General features: G+C 72.1%; 23 protein-coding genes, 1 tRNA gene and 1 pseudogene. 16 read left to right on the forward strand and 9 right to left on the reverse strand.

All coding sequences use genetic code 11. From position 1 onward, the window contains the following. A partial coding sequence (locus EFE23_RS18960; RefSeq protein ID WP_148058481.1) for an MFS transporter occupies nucleotides 1–628 on the reverse strand: 628 nt, incomplete at its 3' end. 49 nt (nucleotides 629–677) lie between these two features. Between EFE23_RS18960 and EFE23_RS18965 the strand changes: the two genes are divergently transcribed. The 4 genes from EFE23_RS18965 (at nucleotide 678) to EFE23_RS18980 (ending at nucleotide 2,580) form a co-directional block, all read left to right on the forward strand. After that, nucleotides 678–1,361: a FadR/GntR family transcriptional regulator gene (locus EFE23_RS18965; protein ID WP_123242284.1), complete on the forward strand. Its 684-nt coding sequence runs from the start codon at nucleotides 678–680 to the stop codon at nucleotides 1,359–1,361. 39 nt (nucleotides 1,362–1,400) lie between these two features. After that, a complete protein-coding gene (gene mscL, locus EFE23_RS18970) occupies nucleotides 1,401–1,859 on the forward strand; it encodes a large conductance mechanosensitive channel protein MscL (RefSeq protein WP_123242285.1) in 459 nt (152 codons plus the stop codon). A gap of 77 nt (nucleotides 1,860–1,936) precedes the next feature. After that, nucleotides 1,937–2,185, forward strand: coding sequence for a hypothetical protein (locus EFE23_RS18975; RefSeq protein ID WP_123242286.1), 249 nt, complete (start codon nucleotides 1,937–1,939; stop codon nucleotides 2,183–2,185). A gap of 29 nt (nucleotides 2,186–2,214) precedes the next feature. Continuing rightward, nucleotides 2,215–2,580: a hypothetical protein gene (locus EFE23_RS18980; protein ID WP_123242287.1), complete on the forward strand. Its 366-nt coding sequence runs from the start codon at nucleotides 2,215–2,217 to the stop codon at nucleotides 2,578–2,580. A gap of 12 nt (nucleotides 2,581–2,592) precedes the next feature. Here EFE23_RS18980 and EFE23_RS18985 read toward each other — a convergent pair whose 3' ends face one another. Further along, the gene (locus tag EFE23_RS18985) at nucleotides 2,593–3,810 is read right to left on the reverse strand and encodes a benzoate/H(+) symporter BenE family transporter (RefSeq protein ID WP_123242288.1); all 1,218 of its coding nucleotides are present in this window, start codon (nucleotides 3,808–3,810) and stop codon (nucleotides 2,593–2,595) included. Nucleotides 3,811–3,869: 59 nt separating this feature from the next. Between EFE23_RS18985 and EFE23_RS18990 the strand changes: the two genes are divergently transcribed. From EFE23_RS18990 to EFE23_RS19010, 5 genes are all read left to right on the forward strand, one after another. Beyond that, nucleotides 3,870–4,397 carry a helix-turn-helix domain-containing protein gene (locus tag EFE23_RS18990; RefSeq protein WP_123242289.1) on the forward strand — a complete coding sequence of 176 codons (528 nt, stop codon included), beginning with the start codon at nucleotides 3,870–3,872 and terminating at the stop codon, nucleotides 4,395–4,397. 94 nt (nucleotides 4,398–4,491) lie between these two features. After that, nucleotides 4,492–5,211 carry a PP2C family protein-serine/threonine phosphatase gene (locus tag EFE23_RS18995; protein ID WP_123242290.1) on the forward strand — a complete coding sequence of 240 codons (720 nt, stop codon included), beginning with the start codon at nucleotides 4,492–4,494 and terminating at the stop codon, nucleotides 5,209–5,211. A 49-nt stretch (nucleotides 5,212–5,260) separates the two neighbouring features. Then, the gene (locus EFE23_RS19000; protein WP_123242291.1) at nucleotides 5,261–6,460 is read left to right on the forward strand and encodes a GNAT family N-acetyltransferase; all 1,200 of its coding nucleotides are present in this window, start codon (nucleotides 5,261–5,263) and stop codon (nucleotides 6,458–6,460) included. Between the two features lie 39 nt (nucleotides 6,461–6,499). Further along, nucleotides 6,500–7,249, forward strand: a complete 750-nt coding sequence (locus EFE23_RS19005; RefSeq protein ID WP_123242292.1) for a ZIP family metal transporter — start codon at nucleotides 6,500–6,502, stop codon at nucleotides 7,247–7,249. A 197-nt stretch (nucleotides 7,250–7,446) separates the two neighbouring features. Further along, nucleotides 7,447–8,631, forward strand: a complete 1,185-nt coding sequence (locus tag EFE23_RS19010; protein WP_123242293.1) for a hypothetical protein — start codon at nucleotides 7,447–7,449, stop codon at nucleotides 8,629–8,631. A 126-nt stretch (nucleotides 8,632–8,757) separates the two neighbouring features. Here EFE23_RS19010 and EFE23_RS19015 read toward each other — a convergent pair whose 3' ends face one another. Together EFE23_RS19015 and EFE23_RS19020 are read right to left on the reverse strand one after the other, a co-directional pair. After that, on the reverse strand, nucleotides 8,758–9,840 hold the full coding sequence (locus EFE23_RS19015; protein ID WP_123242294.1) for an NAD-dependent epimerase/dehydratase family protein: 1,083 nt from the start codon (nucleotides 9,838–9,840) through the stop codon (nucleotides 8,758–8,760). 46 nt (nucleotides 9,841–9,886) lie between these two features. Then, a complete protein-coding gene (locus EFE23_RS19020; protein WP_123242295.1) occupies nucleotides 9,887–10,186 on the reverse strand; it encodes a hypothetical protein in 300 nt (99 codons plus the stop codon). A gap of 201 nt (nucleotides 10,187–10,387) precedes the next feature. Here EFE23_RS19020 and EFE23_RS19025 point away from each other — a divergent pair. From EFE23_RS19025 to EFE23_RS19035, 3 genes are all read left to right on the forward strand, one after another. Then, nucleotides 10,388–10,459 (forward strand) — tRNA-Lys (locus tag EFE23_RS19025). 115 nt (nucleotides 10,460–10,574) lie between these two features. Next, nucleotides 10,575–10,850, forward strand: a complete 276-nt coding sequence (locus EFE23_RS19030) for a type II toxin-antitoxin system Phd/YefM family antitoxin (RefSeq protein WP_123242296.1) — start codon at nucleotides 10,575–10,577, stop codon at nucleotides 10,848–10,850. Further along, nucleotides 10,847–11,104, forward strand: a complete 258-nt coding sequence (locus EFE23_RS19035; protein ID WP_111242115.1) for a Txe/YoeB family addiction module toxin — start codon at nucleotides 10,847–10,849, stop codon at nucleotides 11,102–11,104. Before EFE23_RS19030 ends, EFE23_RS19035 begins: the two co-directional genes overlap by 4 nt. A gap of 53 nt (nucleotides 11,105–11,157) precedes the next feature. On the opposite strand, the gene EFE23_RS19040 is transcribed toward EFE23_RS19035, so the two are convergent. The 4 genes and pseudogenes from EFE23_RS19040 to EFE23_RS19055 form a co-directional block, all read right to left on the reverse strand. Then, the gene (locus tag EFE23_RS19040) at nucleotides 11,158–12,378 is read right to left on the reverse strand and encodes a tyrosine-type recombinase/integrase (RefSeq protein ID WP_123242297.1); all 1,221 of its coding nucleotides are present in this window, start codon (nucleotides 12,376–12,378) and stop codon (nucleotides 11,158–11,160) included. After that, nucleotides 12,378–12,575: a helix-turn-helix domain-containing protein gene (locus tag EFE23_RS19045; protein ID WP_123242298.1), complete on the reverse strand. Its 198-nt coding sequence runs from the start codon at nucleotides 12,573–12,575 to the stop codon at nucleotides 12,378–12,380. The genes EFE23_RS19040 and EFE23_RS19045 overlap by 1 nt, the downstream gene beginning before the upstream one ends. Next, nucleotides 12,572–14,153 (reverse strand): annotated as a pseudogene (locus tag EFE23_RS19050) (replication initiator). Before EFE23_RS19050 ends, EFE23_RS19045 begins: the two are co-directional and overlap by 4 nt. A 1,064-nt stretch (nucleotides 14,154–15,217) precedes the next feature. Next, entirely contained in the window at nucleotides 15,218–15,733 is a 516-nt protein-coding gene (locus EFE23_RS19055) for a DUF6650 family protein (protein ID WP_123242299.1), read from the reverse strand. Nucleotides 15,734–16,011: 278 nt separating this feature from the next. Between EFE23_RS19055 and EFE23_RS19060 the strand changes: the two genes are divergently transcribed. Together EFE23_RS19060 and EFE23_RS19065 are read left to right on the forward strand one after the other, a co-directional pair. Continuing rightward, a complete protein-coding gene (locus EFE23_RS19060) occupies nucleotides 16,012–16,272 on the forward strand; it encodes a hypothetical protein (protein ID WP_123242300.1) in 261 nt (86 codons plus the stop codon). 530 nt (nucleotides 16,273–16,802) lie between these two features. Beyond that, nucleotides 16,803–17,201, forward strand: coding sequence for a hypothetical protein (locus EFE23_RS19065; protein WP_123242301.1), 399 nt, complete (start codon nucleotides 16,803–16,805; stop codon nucleotides 17,199–17,201). Nucleotides 17,202–17,251: 50 nt separating this feature from the next. On the opposite strand, the gene EFE23_RS19070 is transcribed toward EFE23_RS19065, so the two are convergent. Then, entirely contained in the window at nucleotides 17,252–17,653 is a 402-nt protein-coding gene (locus EFE23_RS19070) for a GntR family transcriptional regulator (RefSeq protein ID WP_123242302.1), read from the reverse strand. Nucleotides 17,654–17,742: 89 nt separating this feature from the next. Between EFE23_RS19070 and EFE23_RS29025 the strand changes: the two genes are divergently transcribed. Together EFE23_RS29025 and EFE23_RS19080 are read left to right on the forward strand one after the other, a co-directional pair. After that, a complete protein-coding gene (locus tag EFE23_RS29025; RefSeq protein ID WP_123242303.1) occupies nucleotides 17,743–18,159 on the forward strand; it encodes a hypothetical protein in 417 nt (138 codons plus the stop codon). Beyond that, entirely contained in the window at nucleotides 18,156–18,464 is a 309-nt protein-coding gene (locus tag EFE23_RS19080; protein WP_123242304.1) for a hypothetical protein, read from the forward strand. The genes EFE23_RS29025 and EFE23_RS19080 overlap by 4 nt, the downstream gene beginning before the upstream one ends. Nucleotides 18,465–18,677: the final 213 nt, after the last annotated feature.

The raw sequence follows: 18,677 nt of genomic DNA on the forward strand, positions 1-18,677 counted from the left end.
CGGCGAGCGCGGCGAGCCCGGCCCAGACGCCGAGCCCGGCCCGCCAGGAGCCGAAGGCGTGCGCCACCGGCACCGCCGAGGCGGCGGCCACCGTCGTGCCCACCGTCAGGGTCATCGTGTACGCCCCGGTGACCAGCCCGGTGCGGTGCGGGAAGTGCTGCTTGACCAGCATCGGCAGCAGGATGTTCGCCACCGCGATGCCGGCCAGGGCGAGCGCGCTGGTGAGCACGAAGACCGCCGCCGAGTCGGTGACCACCCGGAGCACCTGCCCCACGGTGAGGGCGAGCATGGCCAGCACCAGCACCCGGGGCGCCGGCCAGCGGCGGACCAGCCACGGGGTGAGCGCGCCGAGGCCGGCGAAGGCGATGGTGGGCAGGGTGGTGACGAGGCCGGCCATCGCGCCGGAAAGCCCCAGACCGCCCCGTACCTCGTCGAGCAGGGCGCCGAGGCTGGTCACCGCGGCGCGCAGGTTCAGCGCGACCAGCAGCATCCCGACCAGCACCAGCGCGCCGCCGCGGACCGGGCCGACCGGGCGGGCCGGTACGGCGGCCGGGGCCGGGCCGGGCGTCACGTCGGTGGTCGGCACGGCGGTGGCCGCGGCCTCGGTGCTGGTGGGTGGCGGCGTCATGACCTCGAACCTACAATCATGGGATGAATTTCGGCAGGAGTTGTAACCGGTGACACCCCCCGTCGATTCCGTCGTCGTGCCCCCGCGCGGCCACCGGGTGCGCCAGACGATCGAGCAGCTCCGGGCCCGGATCCTCGGCGGCGAGTGGCCCGTCGGCGCGAAGATCCCCACCGAGCCGCAGCTCGTGGCGGCCCTCGGGGTGGGGCGGAACACGGTCCGCGAGGCGGTCCGCGCGCTGGTGCACGCCGGGGTGCTGGAGTGCCGGCAGGGCTCCGGGACGTACGTGGTCTCCACCGACGAACTGGCCCCGGTGGTGGCCCGCCGGCTCACCGACGACCGGATGGCCGAGGTGATCGAGGTGCGGCGCGCCTTCGAGGTGGAGGCGGCCCGACTCGCCGCGCTGCGGCGTACACCCGAGGACCTGGCGGCGCTCGACGGCGCGCTGGCGGTCCGGGAGGCCGCCTGGCGCTCCGGCCGGGTGGACGACTTCGTCGAGGCCGACGCCGCGCTGCACACCGCCGTGGTGGCCGCCGCGCACAACGCCATGCTCGCCGAGCTGTACGCCTCGGTCGGCGTCGCGCTGCGCAGCACGGTGGCCCAGGCCATGGGCGACGCCCTGGAGCCCGGCCGCTACGTGGACCACGGCCGGCTGGTCGAGGCGATCCGGGCCGGCGACCCGGCGCGCGCGGCGATCGAGGCCGGTGCTTTCCTTGAGGCCCCCGCCGGGGCATAGGTTGTGCCCGACGCAGAATCGGACAGCACGGGAGAGCGGATGCTCAAGGGCTTCAAAGACTTCATCATGCGCGGCAACGTCGTCGACCTGGCGGTCGGCATCGTCATCGGCGCAGCCTTCACCGGCTTGGTCTCGCAGTTCACCAAGTCGTTCCTGGAACCGCTGATCAAGTTCTTCGGCGGCGGGACCGCGCTGACGGCCGGCCGATGGAAGATCAGCAGCGGCAATTACATGGACTGGGCCGCCTTCATCAACGCCGCCATCACCTTCCTGCTGACCGCGGCGGTGCTCTACTTCCTGGTCGTCTACCCGATGAACCGGCTGGCCGAGCGGCGCAAGCGCGGCGAGGAGCCGCCGCCCGCCGCGCCCAGCGAGGAGGTCAAGCTGCTCACCGAGATCCGGGACGCGCTGCTCGCCGGCCACCAGGCCACGCCGGCCCAGCGGGGTGCGCTGGACGACGTGCTGGGTCGCCGGCCGGAGCCGCCCGCGCCGCGCTGACGCCATAGCCGATCGGCCCCCATGGGAATCCCGTGGGGGCCGACTCATGTCGAACACATGTTCGATAGAGTCCGGCCATGGAGCAGCGCAGGCACTGGTGGAACGGGAAATGGGGGCGGCTGGCCCGGCGGGACGTCTTCCTCCGGGTGGACGGCGACCGCTGGCACGTGGAGCAGCGCGCCGGCGGCGCCGAGGGGGTCTCCCGGTTCTACGAGTACGGCAGCGCGGACGAGGCGGAGGAGACGGTCCGGGCGCTGCTGGAGGGGCCGGACACCTGGCGCGAGCTCTCCCCCCGCCCGCCGGGCGGCTGGGCCCCCTCCGTTTAGCGCCCGCGCGCCCCGGGAACCGCTCCGGCATGAGCCAGCAGCAGGACACCGTCTCCCGCGTCACCACCGGCATGCGGGTGGTCGACTCCACCGGCGCCGAGGTCGGCACCGTGGATCTCGTCCAGCGCGGCGACCCGGCGGCGGTGACCGTACAGGCGCCGGACGGGGTCGACCCCGGTAGCAGCCTGGACGAGCTGATCGAGTCGGCGGCGGTCGAGGAGCCGGACGTCCCCGCCGACCTGGCCGCCCGGCTGCTGCGCAGCGGCTACCTGAAGGTCGCCGCCGAGCGGGCCCGCACCGGCGCGGTCTACGTACCGGCCGACCGGATCGCCGCCGTCACCGACCAGGGGGTACGCCTCGACGTCCCCGCCGCCCAACTCCCCGAGGAGGAGTGAGGACCGGCCCACTCAGCCCACCCGCGCCGGAGCGACCGGATCCGCCTCCGGCTCGTCTCGGCCGGCTGGCGGCGTGGTGCGAGCGGGACGGCGGCGGAAGAGCAGGAGCATCGACCAGCCGGCGGCCAGGCCCCAGAAGGCCCCACCGACGCCGAGCAGGCTGATCCCGGCGGCGGTGACCACGAAGGTGACCACCGCGGCCTCCCGGGCGTCCGGCTCGGCGACGGCCGCCGCGACCGCCCCGGCCAGCGCGCCGAGCAGCGCGAGCCCGGCCACCGCCTCGACCAGGATCGGCGGGGAGAGCAGCACCAGTGCGGTCGCCACGCCCGCGCCGAGGCCGAGCAGCGCCATGCCGATCCCCGCGGTGACGGAGGCGATCCAGCGCCGGTCCGGGTCGGGGTGCGCGTCCGGCCCGGCGGCCAGCGCGGCGGTGATCGCGGCCAGGTTCACCGCGTGCCCGCCGGCCGGCGCGCCGAGCGCGGTGGCGAGCCCGGTCACCCGGAGCGCGGAGCCGAGCGGGGCACGGTAGCCGTAGCCGGCGAGCACGGCCGTACCCGGCACGTTCTGGGCGGCCATGGTGACCAGGAAGAGCGGCAGCGCGAGCCCGACCACGGCGGACCCGGTCCAGGTCGGCGCGGTCAGCGCGACGGCCGGTGCGAGGTGCGTACGGACCGGCGCGGACGCGGTGAGCGCGATGGCCACCGCCGCGACCGCCAGCGCGCCCGGTACGGCCCAGCGGCGCGCGAAGCGGTGCAGCACCAGCCAGGCGAGCACCACCGGCCCGGCCAGCCGGGGCACCTCGACCAGGGCCCGGACGGGCGCGGTGCAGAGCGGCAGCAGCACCCCGGCGAGCATGGCGCTGGCGATCGGGCCGGGGATCGCCGCGACCGCCCGGCCGAGGGCCGGGACCAGTCCCGCGGCGGCGATCAGCACGCCGGTGAGCAGGAACGCACCGACCGCCGCCGGCCAGCCGCCGGGCACCGGACCGGTCGCGACGAGCAGCGCGGCGCCCGGGGTGGACCAGGCGATGGTGAGGGGTATCCGGTGCCGCAGCCCGAGCCAGACGGCGCAGCAGCCGGTGGCGACGCAGAGGGCGAGCAGGCCGGAGGCCGCCTGCGCGCGGTCGGCGCCGACCGCGCGCAGCCCGGCGAGGACCACCGTGAACGAGCTGGCGAAGCCGACCAGGGCGGTGACCGCGCCGGCCAGCACGGGTTGGAGTCGCCCCGCCATGCCACACCTCCGTCCGCCGTTCCGTTTACGGAACGACACGGTGTAGGACGATAGCCGCCATGGACCACACCGCGGAAGAGGTCGGGCGGCGCATCCGCGCCCTCCGCGAGGAGCGGGGACTGTCCCTCTCCGCCCTGGCCCGGCTGGCCGGAATCGGCAAGGCCACCCTCTCCGGGCTGGAGAACGGCACCCGAAACCCCACCCTGGAGACCCTCTACGCGGTCACCGCCCGGCTCGGCGTGCCGCTCACCGCCGTCCTCGCCGGGCCGGCGGACACGCCGACCGTCCGGGGCGCCGCGGTGGGCGCCACGCTGCTGGAGGTCTTCACCGACACCGACGCGACGTACGAGCTCTACCGGATGCGGGTCAGTCCGGGCGCGCCGCAGCTCTCCCCCGCGCATCACACCGGGGTCACCGAACACGTCACGGTCTTCTCCGGGGTGCTACGCGCCGGGCCGGTGGACGCCCCGATTACCGCCGGCCCGGGCGAGTACCTGCGCTGGACCTCGGACGTGCCGCACAGCTACGCCGCGGTCGGCGACGAGCCGGTCCGGGCGAGCCTGCTGCTGCGCTACCCGCACCGCTGACCACGATGGACGGTGCAACGAGACACGCTGATCTTCCTCGGCCATACCCGGTGGGTAGAGACGAGCACGGGGTCTTCTTGGCAAGCTTGACCCCATGACGCTGATCCTCCGCTCGGCCATCCTCAACGACGTCGGCCTCGTCCGGACCAACAACGAGGACTCCGCCCTCGCCGGTGACCGCCTCGTGGCCGTGGCCGACGGCATGGGCGGCCTCCCCGCCGGGGAGGTGGCGAGCGAGATCGTCATCCGGATCCTGGACGAGCTGACCCCGCCCACCGTGCCCGACGAGGCCGCCGACGCGCTGCGCGCCGTGGTGAGCACCGCCAACCAGCGGATCCGCGCCGCCATCACGGTGGACCCGGCCCGCGACGGCATGGGTACGACGCTGACCGCCGGCCTGCTCGCCGGGGACACCCTGGTCCTCGCCCAGGTCGGCGACTCCCGCTGCTACCTGCTGCGGGACAGCGAGCTGACCCAGCTCACCCGGGACGACACCTTCGTGCAGGCCCTGGTCGACCAGGGCGCGCTCTCCCCCGACCAGGCCCGCCACCACCCGCAGCGCTCGCTGGTCACCCGGGCCGTGCAGGGCTCGGACGCGCCGCCGGCCATCGGCGTGCTGACCGTGTTCCCCGGCGACCGCCTGCTGCTGTGCAGCGACGGCCTCTCCGACTACGTGGAGGACGTCGCGATCGCCTCGGCGCTGGCCACGTACCCGGACCGGCAGCACTGCGGCGAGCAACTGGTGAAGCTCGCCCACCAGGCCGGCGCGCCGGACAACGTCACCGTCATCGTCTCCGACGTCACCGCGGCCTGACCGGCCGATTCCGGTTGCGGGACCGGCCGGCCCGGGTTGGGATGGACGGATGCTCATCCGCCGGTTGGCCGCCGAGGAACGCCTCACCACCACCTTCCCGCTCCAGGCGTACGCGTTCGAGGCCTCGCCGATGGCCCCGTCCCGGGTCGACGAGTTCCGCGAATACCTGCCCTACAACGCGGGCAACCGGACCCTGGTCGCGGAGGAGGACGGGGGCGTCACGGCCGCCGCCTCGGCGATCCCGATGCGGCAGAACCTGCGCGGCAGCGTGCTGCCGATGGCCGGCGTGGCCGGGGTGGCGACGCATCCGCTGGCCCGCCGGCGCGGTCACGTCCGCAACCTGCTGCACCGGCTGCTGGACGAGATGCGGGACGAGGGCCACGCGCTGACCGCGCTCTACCCGTTCCGCGCCTCGTTCTACGAGCGCTTCGGGTACGTCGGGCTGCCCCGCCGGCGTACCGCGACCTTCTCCCCGGCCGACCTGGCCCCGCTGCTCCGCGCCGACCTGCCGGGCGAGGTGACCTGGCAGCGGATCGGCGCCGGCTACCCGACGTGGTGCGGGTACACCGAGCGTTGCCTGCGCGAGCGGCACGGGTTCGCGATCTTCCCCGACTTCCGGGCGGTCGCCCAGCGGGACCGGGACGACCGCTGGCTGCTCACCGCCGTCCGGGACGGCGCGACCGTGGGCGCGGTCACCTACCGGATCGACGACCACGGCGGCACGCTGCTCGCCGACGACCTGCTCGCCGAGGATCCGTACGCACGGGCGTCGCTGCTGCAGTTCTTCGCCCGGCACGTCGACCAGGTGGACCGGATCAGCGTCCAGCTCCCCGCCGACGAGCTGCCCGAGCTGTGGCTCACCGACCTCGCCGTGCACGTCGAGGCCCGGGTGTCCCGGCCGGGGTCGCCGGCCCCGATGGCCCGGCTGCTGAGCCTCGACGCGCTGGCCGACCTGCCGACCGGGCCTGGCCGGGTCCGCGTCGAGCTGGTCGGCGACCGCTGGCTGGCCGGCAGCCACCTGCTCGACGGCGCCACCGGGAAGCTGGAGGTGCTGGCGGGCGACAGCGCCGCGGTGGGCAGCGTGCCGACCGCGACGCTCACCGCCGCGGGGCTCTCCGCCCTGGCGTACGGGGTGCTCGGCCCGGACGACGTCGTCATCCGGGGACTGGGCGAGGTGCCGGCGGACGCGGCGGTCGAGCTGCGCCGGATCTTCCCGCGTGAGCTGCCGTACCTCTTCGCCGACTTCTGAGCCGGTTTCCGCCTTGCCGGCGGGGGTAGGGTCCTGCGCGTGCCGGAATGGTGGCAAGCGGGACTCTGGGGGTTGCTGGCCGGGTCCGCCCTGCTGATCGGGGCGGTCGCCGGGTTCTTCGCGCGGGTGCCGCGCCGGGTCATCGCGTCGGTGATGGCGTTCGGCGCCGGGGTGCTGCTCTCCGCCGTGTCGTTCGAGCTGATCGCCGAGGCGCACGAGCAGGCCGGACTGGTGCCGGTGGCGATCGGGGCGGCGGTCGGGGCGCTCACGTACACCGGGGCGAACGTCCTGCTGGCCCGTCGCGGCGCCCGGCACCGCAAGCGCTCCGGTGACGAGCAGCCGTCCGAACAGGAGCAACCGGGCTCGGGCACGGCCATCGCGATCGGCGCGCTGCTGGACGGCGTACCGGAGTCGGTGGTGATCGGGGCGAGCCTGCTGGCCGGCGGCCCGGTCAGCCTGGTCACGGTGATCGCCGTCTTCCTCAGCAACGTCCCGGAGGGCCTGTCCAGCGCCGCCGGCATGCGCCAGGCCGGCCGCACCCGGCGGTACGTCTTCCTGCTCTGGACGGCGATCGCCCTGGTCAGCGGCGCGGCGGCGCTGGCCGGCTACACGCTGCTCGGTGGCGCCCCGCCGGAGGTGCTGGCGACCATCACCGCGCTGGCGGCCGGCGCGATCCTCGCGATGATCACCGACACCATGGTCCCGGAGGCGTTCGAGGACGCGCACCTGCTGGTCGGCCTGATCACGGTGCTCGGTTTCCTCACCGCCTTCGCCCTCTCCCACGCCTGACCCGCAACACCCGTCCCCGCCCTCCGCCCCGCCCCGGGATTCGCGCTAATTCCCGGAAAGAGTGGCCATTCCGCGCGCGACAGCCACTCTTTCCGTGAATCAGGGCCGTCTCAACGAGGGCGGTGCGGGGTTTAGCGGAGGGTTAAGGATTTGGCGGGGCGTCCTGCCCGGGCCGGTCGCGCCTCTAGCATCGGCGGGTGCGTTCGAAGCCCACCCTGGCCCTCGTCGCCCTCGCCGTCGTGGCGGCCGCGCTGCCCGGCTGCGGCTCTGGCAGACCGTCCACCCCGGACGCGGCCGCTCCGGTCGCGGCGACCGGCACCGCCGCCGCGCCGACGGTGGCCCCGACGGCCGGCCCGAGCGCCCGCACCGGCCTCGGCACCGCCCGGCCGAGCCCGTCAACGCCCGCCTTCCGCGCCGGCAACCCGGCCGGACGGGCGAGCGTGCCGGCGGAGGCACGGGCGGTCGACACCTCGCACCCCACCCGTACGGTCGGCACCGGCACCGCCGCGAGCTGCACCTCGGCGGCGGTGGTCAGGGCGGTGGCGGCGGGTGGGGTCATCACCTTCGACTGCGGCCCGAACCCGGTCACCATCCGGATGAAGGCCACCGCGAAGGTGGTCAACTCGCACGGGCCGCGGATCGTCCTGGACGGCGGCGGCAAGGTCACCCTGAGCGGCGGGGGCGAGCGCCGGATCCTCTACCTGAACACCTGCGACCAGGCCCAGGGCTGGACCACCTCGCACTGCCAGAACCAGGACCACCCGCAGCTCACCGTGCAGAACCTGACCTTCGCCGACGGCGACTCGACCGGCGACCGGACCGAGGGTGGCGGGGGCGGGGCGATCTTCGTCCGGGGTGGCCGGGTGAAGGTGGTCAACTCCCGGTTCGTCGGCAACCGCTGCGACCGTACCGGCCCGGACCTGGGCGGCGCGGCGCTGCGCGTGCTCAGCCAGTACGAGAACCGCCCCGTGTACGTGGTGAACAGCACCTTCGAGCGCGGGACCTGCGCCAACGGGGCGGCGCTGAGCAGCATCGGCGTCTCCTGGACGGTGCTGAACAGCGTCTTCCGCGACAACCGAGCGGTCGGCAGCGGCGCGAACCCGGCCCGGTCCGGCACCCCCGGCGGGGGCAGCGGCGGCGCGATCTACTGCGACGGCAACGAGTTCACGGTGCGGATCGCCGGCACCGTCATCGAGGACAACCGGGCCAACGAGGGCGGCGGGGCGATCTTCTTCGTCAGCAACAACCGCACCGGCACCCTCCGCATCGAGGGCTCCACCCTCCGCCGCAACCCCAGCCAGGGCTTCGAGACCAAGGGCTACCCCGGCATCTTCTTCCTAGGCGCCCACCCACCCACGACCACCGCCTCCACCCTCCGCTGACCCCGACCCCCTCCCCGGGGCGCACGGTTGATCAAGGGATTTGCGTCAGAGTGGATCTCCACCGAGACGCAAACCCCTTGATCACCGAGGACGGCGGGGGGCGGGGCGGGGGGCGGGGGGGTGGGGTTAGTAGGGGTTGGGGTGGCCGGGGAGGCGGGCCTTGAGCAGGGCGGTGGGGCGGCCGGGGAGGTCCGGGGACGGGGAGAGGGGCGGGGCCGGGGTGCCGGCGCGGTGGGCCATGCCGGCGAAGAGGTCCCTGAGGGCGGTCACCGCGTCGACGCGGGGGCGCCAGTCCAGCTCCGACTCGGCGCGCTCGCTGGACAGCAGCGGCACGTTCAACGCCAGGTCGACCCAGCCCACGTCGACCGGTTGCAGCCGGGCGCGCCAGGTCAACGCCGCCGCCGCGCGCAGCACCGGGATCGCCACCGGCACCGTCCAGCCGTGGAAGTGCCGGGCCACCAGCTCCGGGCTCAGCACCGGGTCCGCGGCCAGGTTGAAGGCGCCGCGCGCCTCACCCAGGACCGCCTTCGCGTACGCGTCGGCCACGTCGTCGGCGTGCACGGCCTGCACCCGCAGCCGCCGGTTGGCCGGGACCAGCGGGATCCGGCCGTACCGGAGCAGCCGGACCGGCACCAGCGGGCCGAGGAAGTAGCGGCTGATCTCGGTCCCGGCGTCCCGCTGGAAGATCAACCCCGGCCGCAGCCGGACCACCCGCAGCTCCGGGTGCTCCCGCTCAAGGCCGTCGAGGAGGCCCTCCACCTCCGCCTTGTCCCGGCTGTACGACGACGTGGGCACCCCGGTCGCCGGCCAGCGCTCGCTCACCGGATGATCCTTCGGGCCGGGCGCGTACGTGCCGACCGACGAGGCGTACACCAGGGCGGGGACGCCGGCCCGGACGGCGGCGTCGAGCACCGCGCGGCTGCCCCCGACGTTGGTCCGCCAGAGCGTACGACGATCATGGCTGGGCTGGATCTGCCAGGCCAGGTGCACCACTGCCCGCGCCCCCGCGAAGATCGAGGCGAGCCGCACGGGCGAGTCCGGGTCCCCGATGTCGCACGAGTGCCACTCCACCCCGTCGTACGGCTCACCCGCGTCCGGCCCGGGCAGGCGCCGCGCCACCCCGACCAGCTCCGCCCCGGACTCCCGCCGCAGCCGGCGCAGCAGTGCCGTCCCCACGTTGCCGCTGGCCCCCACGATCACGATCCGCATGCCCGCTGCCGTACCCGTTGCCCGGGACGCCAACCCCCGGACCCGGTCACGGGCGCGGATTGTGCCGGACCCAGCCCTTCTCGCCGGGCCGGCGGCCCTGCTTGGCGGCCAGGCAGCGCGGGCAGACGTACCCCTCCGGGTCGGCCTCGGTGAGCTGGTCGGTGGCCGAATACTCGAACGGCACGTGCGGGAAGCGGCGCAACCGGGTACGGCTCAGCGGCAGCCCGCACACCGTCTGGTTCTGCCCCGGCAGCCAGGCGTGCACCTCGCCGCCGGGCCGGCGTACCCCGTCGGCGCCGGGCACCTCACTCGACGCCGCCACCGCGGGCGTGCTGCTCAACCTCATGCCCGACCCGGTTCCCCGCCTCGGCGCGCCCATGCCGGCCCGTCCCGCGCGCGCAGCCCCGGCCGCACGGCAGGTCGGCGAGGTGGCGGCATCGCCGGCGGCGGGACACCGCCACTTCGGCGACCCGGCGTCCGTCGGAAGATCGACGACGGCGGGAAGGCGGAAGGCCGCCACGGGCGGGTTCCGGTAGCCTGAGCGGGCGGGCCGCTAGCTCAATGGCAGAGCTGTGGACTTTTAATCCATAGGTTCAGGGTTCGAGTCCCTGGCGGCCCACTTCTCCGCAGCTCAGCGGCCCATCGGGTGGCCAGTTGAGCCCTGCCTCGGCTCGTACAGCAGCCGCAGGTCCGCCTGAGGTACAGTTTTCTGTACTTAGCCCCCGGAGGTAGTCATGCGGACCGTGAACTTCACCCAGCTACGGCAGAACCTGGCCGCCGAACTCGACAGCGTCATCAACGACGCGGAGGAAGTGGTGGTGACCCGATCCGGGCACGAACCCGTGGTGATTGTGCCGCTCGCGGAGTACGAATCGATGAAGGAGACCGAGTACCTCCTCCGCAACCCGGGCAACGCCGCCGCGCTGCGCCGGTCGATGGCGGAGCTGGAGAAGGGTGACGCGGCCGAGCGGGATCTGATCGACCCGGCCACCGTGCGGGACGTCGCGTGAGGCTGGTCTTCACCGCGACGGCGTGGAGCCAGTACCTCAGCCACACGGACCGAAAGCTGGTCAAGCGCATCAACGATCTCATCGCGGACGTGATGCGCAACGGATACGAGGGCATCGGCAAGCCGGAGCCCCTTCGGGGAGAGCTGTCCGGCTTCTGGTCCCGCCGCATCGATCGCGAACACCGGCTGGTGTATCGGATCACCAAGGACGACGTCGAAATCATCGCCTGCCGTTACCACTACGGCGACCGATAGCGGGCCGGACTGAAACCAGGAGCGTCGGCCGTCCCGACTGGATCGGTGCCGTCTTACCGGTCCAGTGCGCTGCCGAGCCGCTTGAGCGCGTCGCGGGTGGCCGCCGACGACACCACCGTGTAGAACTCCATGGTGATGGCGAACTGCGCATGCCGGAGGATCTGCATCGCCACTCGGGGATGCACGTCCAGGTCGGCCAGGAGCGAGGCGCAGGTCCGCCGGGCGTCCCGGACCGTGATCCGCCGGACACCAGCAGTGTCACAGCGCCGGTCCCAGAAGCGGTTGAAGTTCCGTGGCTCGACCGGCCGGCCGTAGCGGGTGGTGAAGATCAGGTCCGAGGGCTGCCAGGCCGGGCCGGCGGCATCCCGAGCGGTGATCTGTGCGGCGCGGCGGCGATCGAGCGCCACGGTGCAGATGTCCGGCCGCGGCAGGGTGGCGTCCGAGGCGGCCGTCTTCGTCTCCCGGTGCAGCAGCTCGGCACCGACCCGCTGGAGCTGCCGATCGATGGTCAACTCCCCCGCGTCGAGGTCGACGTCAGCCCAGGTGAGCCCCAACATCTCGCCCTTACGCAGACCGAGCACCAGGACCAGGACGTATGCGGTGTAGAGCGGATCGTCGTCGGCGCGGGCCGACTCCAGGAACCGCCGTGCCTCGTCGCTCGTCCACGCCTTCCGCTTGCGCTTCCGAACCGGGGGCAACTTCACCAGGGACGCGACGTTGCGGGAGATCAGCCCTTCGGTGATCGCCTGGGACAGCAGCGTCCGGAGCACGGTCCGCAGGTGCGTGACGCTGGTTGCCGAAGGCAGATCCCGGCAGCAACGGCCGAGGGCACAGCAGCGACGCTGGGCCGGCTTGCGCCGCTCGTCCTTACCCTGGGCGCAGCACTGGCAGGTCCGGCCCACCTCGTTGATCCAGGTCTGCACGTCGCTGACCCGGAGCTTGTCGAGGCGTTTCCGGCCCAGCCCTGGCACGAGGTAAAGCCGGACCACCACCTCATACGTGACGTAGCTGCCGGGGGCCAGGTTCGGCTTGACGATCTCGCGCAGCCAGTAGCCGGCGTACTCCCCCATCGTCGGGGAGCGGGTCGCCACCGGGCCGGCTTTGGCCTGTCCGTGCAGCTTGATCCACTTGTCGTGGACCTCTTCGCGGGTCTTGCCGTAGACCCACTTCCGGCCCCGCTTGCCGTCGGGCTTCTCGACCCAGACGTAGGCGGCGAAGCCGTTTCGGTACGGGAAGATCGACCCTTCGCCGTTGGCTCGGGCGCGTCCGGGCATCAGGCGGCCTCCTGGCGTTCGACCTGCTCGCGGATGTAGTCGTCGACCCATTCGGGGAGGATGCGGCGGTACTTGCCGTTCTTGATGGAGCGCAGCTCACCGGTGGCGATCTTCATCTTGACCTTGGAGATCCCGAAGCCAAGCAGGACGGCGACTTCTGCCGGCGAGTACCAGCGGGGGCGGAGGTCGTGAATCATGCGGCGGCCCCGGCGAGCCAGGCTTCGTGGGCCAGTTCTTCCCGACCGATGCGTCTGCTTTCGCGTCGCTGCCGGGCGGCGGTGTTGGCGAGCAGAGCGTCACCTTCGCTGAGCCAGCCGGACCCGACGTAGGTGAGGGTGCCGACGGTCACCGCGTCGGCGGGCTCGTGGTCCTCCCTGCGCTGGTAGGTGGCGCGGGTGTCGCGGAGCAGCCGGAAGGTGACGGAGTAGCGGCGGGCTTTGGTGAGGAAGTGACCGCCGAAGCCGAGCATGTGCGCCCAGCGGCGCAGCCCGGCGTAGGGGCGCGGTTTGGTGTCAAGGCTGTCTTGACGGTGGTCGGAGGTTGAGGCGCCGCTGCTGGTGTCGGTGTGGGTGGGGCGTCCGAGGTGCCAGCAGGCGTCGATGAGGCGGGCGGTGTGGTCGCCTTCGGGGTCGGCGTAGTCGTCGATGGTGGCCGGGGTGAGTCGGGTGGATTGGTGGCCGGTGGCTTCGGTGGCTTTGGTGGCGTACTTGGCGAGATAGGCGGCGACCTTGCCGTCGGTCAGCTCACCGCCGGTGGTGTTGATGCGGCGGACGTCGACCTGCTCGCCCCAGGCGATCAGCCAGCCTTGCGGCTGGTCGGGGTGCGGGGGTGTGGTGACGGTGATCTGCCGGGCGGCGGCGTGGACGGCTGCCTCCAGGTCGTCGACGGTGATGCCGGCCGGCGGCGGCACGAGAGCGTCCGGGTCGTCCAAGTCGACGCCGTCGAGGCGCAGCAGGCAGTGGAAGTGCACCGCTGCACGGCGTTGCATCTCGGCGACCTTGCCGTGGGATACCCGCACGGGCGGCACCCGGCGGACCTTGCCGGGTGCCGTTACGACCCGGATGAAGGGGATGCCGCGCTTGCGGCAGAGGGCGGCGAGGTGGCGTTCGATGGCCTGCTTGGTGCGCCGCCACAACTCGCCGGAGAAGTAGTTCCAGACGACCTGGTGGTCGTGGTCGTAGCAGTCCAGGCATAACGGCCGGCCGAGCCGCGGATCGTCGGCGTCGTGGCGGGCGAAGCACGCCGCGGGCTGCCCGTGCGGGCAGGTGCGGGCAGGTGCCGGCGTTGCTGCGGGCGCGGCAGGGCGCGGGGCGGCAGTCGCAGCGCTGCCGGGTGGCGCAGGTGTGGCGGGGGACGTGGCGGTGGTGGACCGGGCCGAAGGACGGGGCGGTGAAGGTGGCGAAGACGACCGGGTGCCGGCCGACCGAGTCAGGGACGCCCTTGCCGCCGGTCAGCCCGCGACAGACGACTTGGTAGGCGTCGCCTCGGTAGAGCCAGGCGCAGTCCGGGCACACCGATTCGCGGCGGTTGCCGCACGCCTTGTAGTGCGCCCGGTCGGGCAGCTCGTCGGTGTGCAGTAGGCCGGTGATGTGGCCGGTGTTCCGGTCGACGGCAGCGATGGTCCCAGTGAGGCGGATCGGGCGAGCACAACCGCCGGCGGGCCGGGTGTGCTCCAGCCAGCCGGAGAACTCCGGCGAGGCGGCGCGGTGCAAGACCTGGGCGTCACGGCCGACGGCGAGACCGGGGCGGTAGAGGGTGAGCGGGGTGGTGGACAGGGCTGTCTCCTCTTCAGGGGGTGGCAGGGACGGGAGACGAAGCACCACCAGCCGTGGACGCATATGTCCGCTGGTGGTGTTCGTCGTGTCTCCTGGCACCGCCGAGAGGGCGGCTGACGCCGGAGGGCGGAACCGTGGCCGTGCCACTTCCCCGCCGATGGGTCCTGTCCTTTCGCGCTCGTGAACGTAATGGGCCGGCACGGGTGGGGAGCCTGGGATATCAGCATCCGGCGGGTTGCCGCAGGCTGCCCCCACCCGTGGAGATGTGCAAATCGGGGCCATCGTGGACGGCAGGGAAGGCCGTGCTGGGCTGCTCAGCGGATTCGCGAGGCCGGCATGATGGCCGGTGTGATCGAGAACTGGCGGGACGTGGCCCGCATCAGCGGCAAGAAGGCCGCTCGGCATCTCCGGAGTCGAGTCCAGCGATCCGGCAGGACGGCCGCGCTGGCGTGCTCGACGAGCACCAGAGTAGCACCGGGTACCGACACGTCAACCTGTTGTGACCCCTCGTGCCGGGACGGCCGGCTGCCGGCCGGTATGGGAGTACTTTCTGTACGTCTATCAAGGCGGCCCGAGACGGGCCGCAAGCGCCGCCGCCTGGGCGCGCGTCCGTCGCTCCGCTGGCGCTCCGACTCCGGCCACGCAGGACGCCCGGCGGCTGGCGCGAAGAGCGGTGAGCCCGGGGCCGCCGCAGACGGTAGGGTCGAGGTGGTTGGTGTTCGTGGGCCGGCAGCCGGCCGGGCCGCGCCCCGAGCAGCGCGGCGCAGCGAAGGGCACGCCGGGTCCGCGCGGCGGGTCGCGGCGGCGAGCTGGTCGCGGTTACCGCGCCTCCGGCGGGGGCGCAACGACTCCGAGATGGTTGGGGGTCCGTCGGCGGGTTGCGGTCCGTGGGTGGTTGCGCAGGGCCATCCCGCCAGCCGACGACCCGGGCGAGCCGAGCAGACCACCGCCCGGCCCGCCAGCGTCCGTACGTGCGTCAAGGTCCGCTTGACGTGGCGGACCGGGCGGCGGCCCGCTCCCCAGAGGGCGGGTCGGCGGCAGACGGGATGGCAGAAGCGCTCGTACTATGGCTGCTGCCGCTCAAAACCAGGCAGCCAGTCGAGGTCGCCGTCATCATCTTGAGGTTGTGGCGGCAGGATCGACGACAGTTCCTCATCAACTTCCAGGTCGAAGGCATACGCGAGGACGGCGATGTGTACACCCATGCTCGTGCGAAGGTCTCCGAGTGCCAAAGAAAAGAGATCTGCCTGGCCATAGCCATAATCGCGATGGTGAAAGTTCCGCCCGTACGGCCCAGCGGACTCGATGAATCGCCGACAAGCAGCGCGCATAGCGCGGATGCTCGTAGAGAGGCTACCGTCCGGCTTCGCCGAATCAAGTTGCTGTGTGAGGAAGGCGCGGATCTGATTCGCTGACTCGACACAGTGCATTTCGTCCTCGCAGTGGCGGTCGCCAAAGAGAAGCCTTCGATCTTCAAGGAAGAGAAGGATGCGACGAGCAACATCCTGGTCGCCTTCAACCGCTTGCCACTGCGCTCCGAAGCCTCCGGGGACAGAGATCCCGGTCAAACGCATCCTCATTGCTCGATGCTCTCACCATCGCTCGACCGGTCGCCAGGCTCTCTCACGGCAGAACTGTCGGATGGGTGGCAGGCGACGCGCATAGTAAGCGTGCCCGAAGCGTGCCCGCAGGCTCGGTCGACAGGGGTCAACACCATACAGCCGGCCAGCCATATATTAGCGCTCCGTAACCGCATCTCTGCATACGACCGACCTCTCCCCTACGCACCGTAACGATCAACCCGATTCTCAAGCTGATGCTCGGGCACCTTCCAAACTGACGGTGCTACCTTCTCCGCGTGGCCCACGACGGCATGTCGATCGAGTTGAGCTGGGACGAGGCCCTGGTCCTGTTCGAATGGCTTGCGCGCACCGAGCGCACCACGGGGGACTACGTCGGCCTCGTGGAGGATGACGCCGAGCGCGTCGTCTTGTGGGACATTCACTGCGAGTTGGAGCGGCAGCTTGCCGCGCCGTTCTCGCCCGCGTACGAGGAGCAGCTTGCCCGGGCGAGAGCGCGAGTGCGAGGAGAGCCGCCGCGTGGAGGGTTGGGTGACTAACCGAGTGACAACGGGGACGGACACCGACGGACGTACGTGGGCGTTAGTGGACCGCTCTCGCAGCTCAGCGCTCGTTGGGTGGACACGAGCCTCGACGGCGCTGGGGCGGCGGAACGGGCCGGCACCAGGCCGCACCCGAGTAGCCCCGTTGCTGTCGACAGCAACGCTGACAGCAACTGACCCGGACAAGGGCGACCGTTGGCCGCCGGACCCGGATGGTCATCCGAGGTCACGGACGAGGATGGACCCCGCCAGACGGAGCGCCCAGAACTTACAAGCGAGGGGTCGCCCCGGGCCGTCTCCGGCCGGCTGGGCCGTCGCTGGGCCGTCAAGCGCCGACCAATGATGACCGAGGACGACCAGCAGCACTCGGAGAAACAGCAGGTCAGCCGCCATGCACTCGCGGCTGACCTAGTGAGCGACGGACGAGTCGACCTGTACGCCGGATTCTGCAAACACCCGAGACCACTTGTCGGGTGCCGGACACATGCCCATCACTGACCGCATGCGATCCATTACGTTCGATCTTCATGAAGGGTCTGGCGCGATACTGGGGCTATCTGGCGTTCGTCATCCTCGTCACGGCTTGGTGGACTCGCTCCGTGGGGCCAGTGGCGCTACTCGTGCTGTCCCTGCTGGTGACCGGCTTCTTCCTGTTCCAGGCCCCTGTCTGGTGCTGCGCCATGAACCGCGACGGGACCCTGTGCCGTAACAACTCGGCTGGCCTGCTGCTTGGGTGCAGCAAGCGGCAGCACAAGTGGCAGAAGCTCAGGATGACGTTCGTTCCACATGCCTGGCGTCAGATGAACCGCGGGCTTTGGGCGTCGCCCAGGGAAGGACTGACGACCCTAGGCGCCATCGTGGGGATTCTCTCGGCCATCGTGGCGACGGCGATCAGCGTTGCCGGGCAGTTTGCAGGCAAGGCGTGACGAACCCCTAGGGCAACAGCGCCCAGGCGCAACTTAAGGCCCTCTCCGGTCTACCTTCCTACGCGGATGCGGTCGGCGGCGTACAACTCGCGGGAGCCGTCGGCCCGGAAGACAACGAGCACCGGGACACCTTCCCCGATCTCCAGCTCACGGCGCTCAGCAGGCGTCGGCATCCGGGCTGAGGCGGTGTCGCCCTTTCGTAGGGTCACTGTCTCGGTCGGCTCCATGCTGCGGACGAACGTGCCGCGCGGCGGTTGGACGGTCACGAGCCCTTCCGACCGGAGTAGGGAGATGGCCTGCCGGACGCTTGTCCGGCTCAGTCCATACTCCTGAGCCAGTCGCAGCTCGCTCGGCAGCGACGCGCCGGGCGCGAGGTCGCCGGACGTGATCCGTTTACGCAGTAGGTCGGCGAGCTGCCGAAACACTGCGCGGTCCGCGCTGGGGTCGATCACGAATGTGACGCTACGTGTCCAACAGTTCTACAGGTTATTGTATCTACAGTCCTACGTATGTACGGTGGCTTGGCAGGTGCTGCGGTCGGATGACCAGCCAATGCGCGGCTGCGTGCCGTCGACGGCGCCCAAGGGGGAGTTCAGGTGCGGCGTGTTTCGTACGAGGAGTACCTGCTCGCCGCAGCAATGACTCTCGCGCGCAGGCATCGACCGGTCTGGTGCTGGCGGCGGTGGCGGCGGGTCTGCCGGTGCGGAGCCGAGTTGCCGTGTCGCACACAGCACCGGATTCCGATCAATCGTGGGCACTGGCCGACCGAGGGGGAGCAGTGAACGACGGACAGGAGCGGGCCATCCTCGCGGTGCACGTCCGAGGGCTCGACGGTATGTGCGCCGGCTGCCGCGCCTGGTGGTCGCGGCTGACGCCGTACCCGTGCTGGCAGGTGGATTGGGCAACCAGCCGGCAGGCCCGGACGATCACCGCCCGCTTCCTAGAGGGTGCGCGGTGACCACCCACGGCCCGGTCATGCCGATCTGGAGCTGCGGCGGCTGCGACCTGCCCTGGCCCTGCCCCACCCGCAAGCGGGAGCTACGGGCGCAGTACGCCGACGCCCCGGTGTCCCTGGCCCTCTACCTCGGCTCCTACCTCGTCCAAGCCACCGAGGACATGCCCTGGACACCCGCCGGCGTGCTGCACCGCCGCTTCCTCGGCTGGACCAGGGAAGCCGACCGGCCGACACCAGCAGTACAGCAGCGGAGTACAGCAACCGTGCCAGCCGAACCCGGCCGAGAAGCACGCCCGCAGCCCGGATGACCTCGAACCACACCGCAAAAAACCGGCTCGCCGGCAATCCATAGGTTCAGGGTTCGAGTCCCTGGCGGCCCACCTTCCCGCGGCAGCGGCCTCAACCGGGGGCCGTCGCCGACCCGGCTTGCCCGGGCGGCAGCGGACCCGGGTGCCACGGGGCAGGAAACCCTCCCCGTTTCGTCACCTGTCGGCCGCGCCCCCACGCTGGTTGTCTGTCGG

Origin of the sequence: Micromonospora solifontis, from assembly GCF_003725545.1 — a bacterium.
Taxonomy (GTDB): domain Bacteria; phylum Actinomycetota; class Actinomycetes; order Mycobacteriales; family Micromonosporaceae; genus Micromonospora; species Micromonospora solifontis.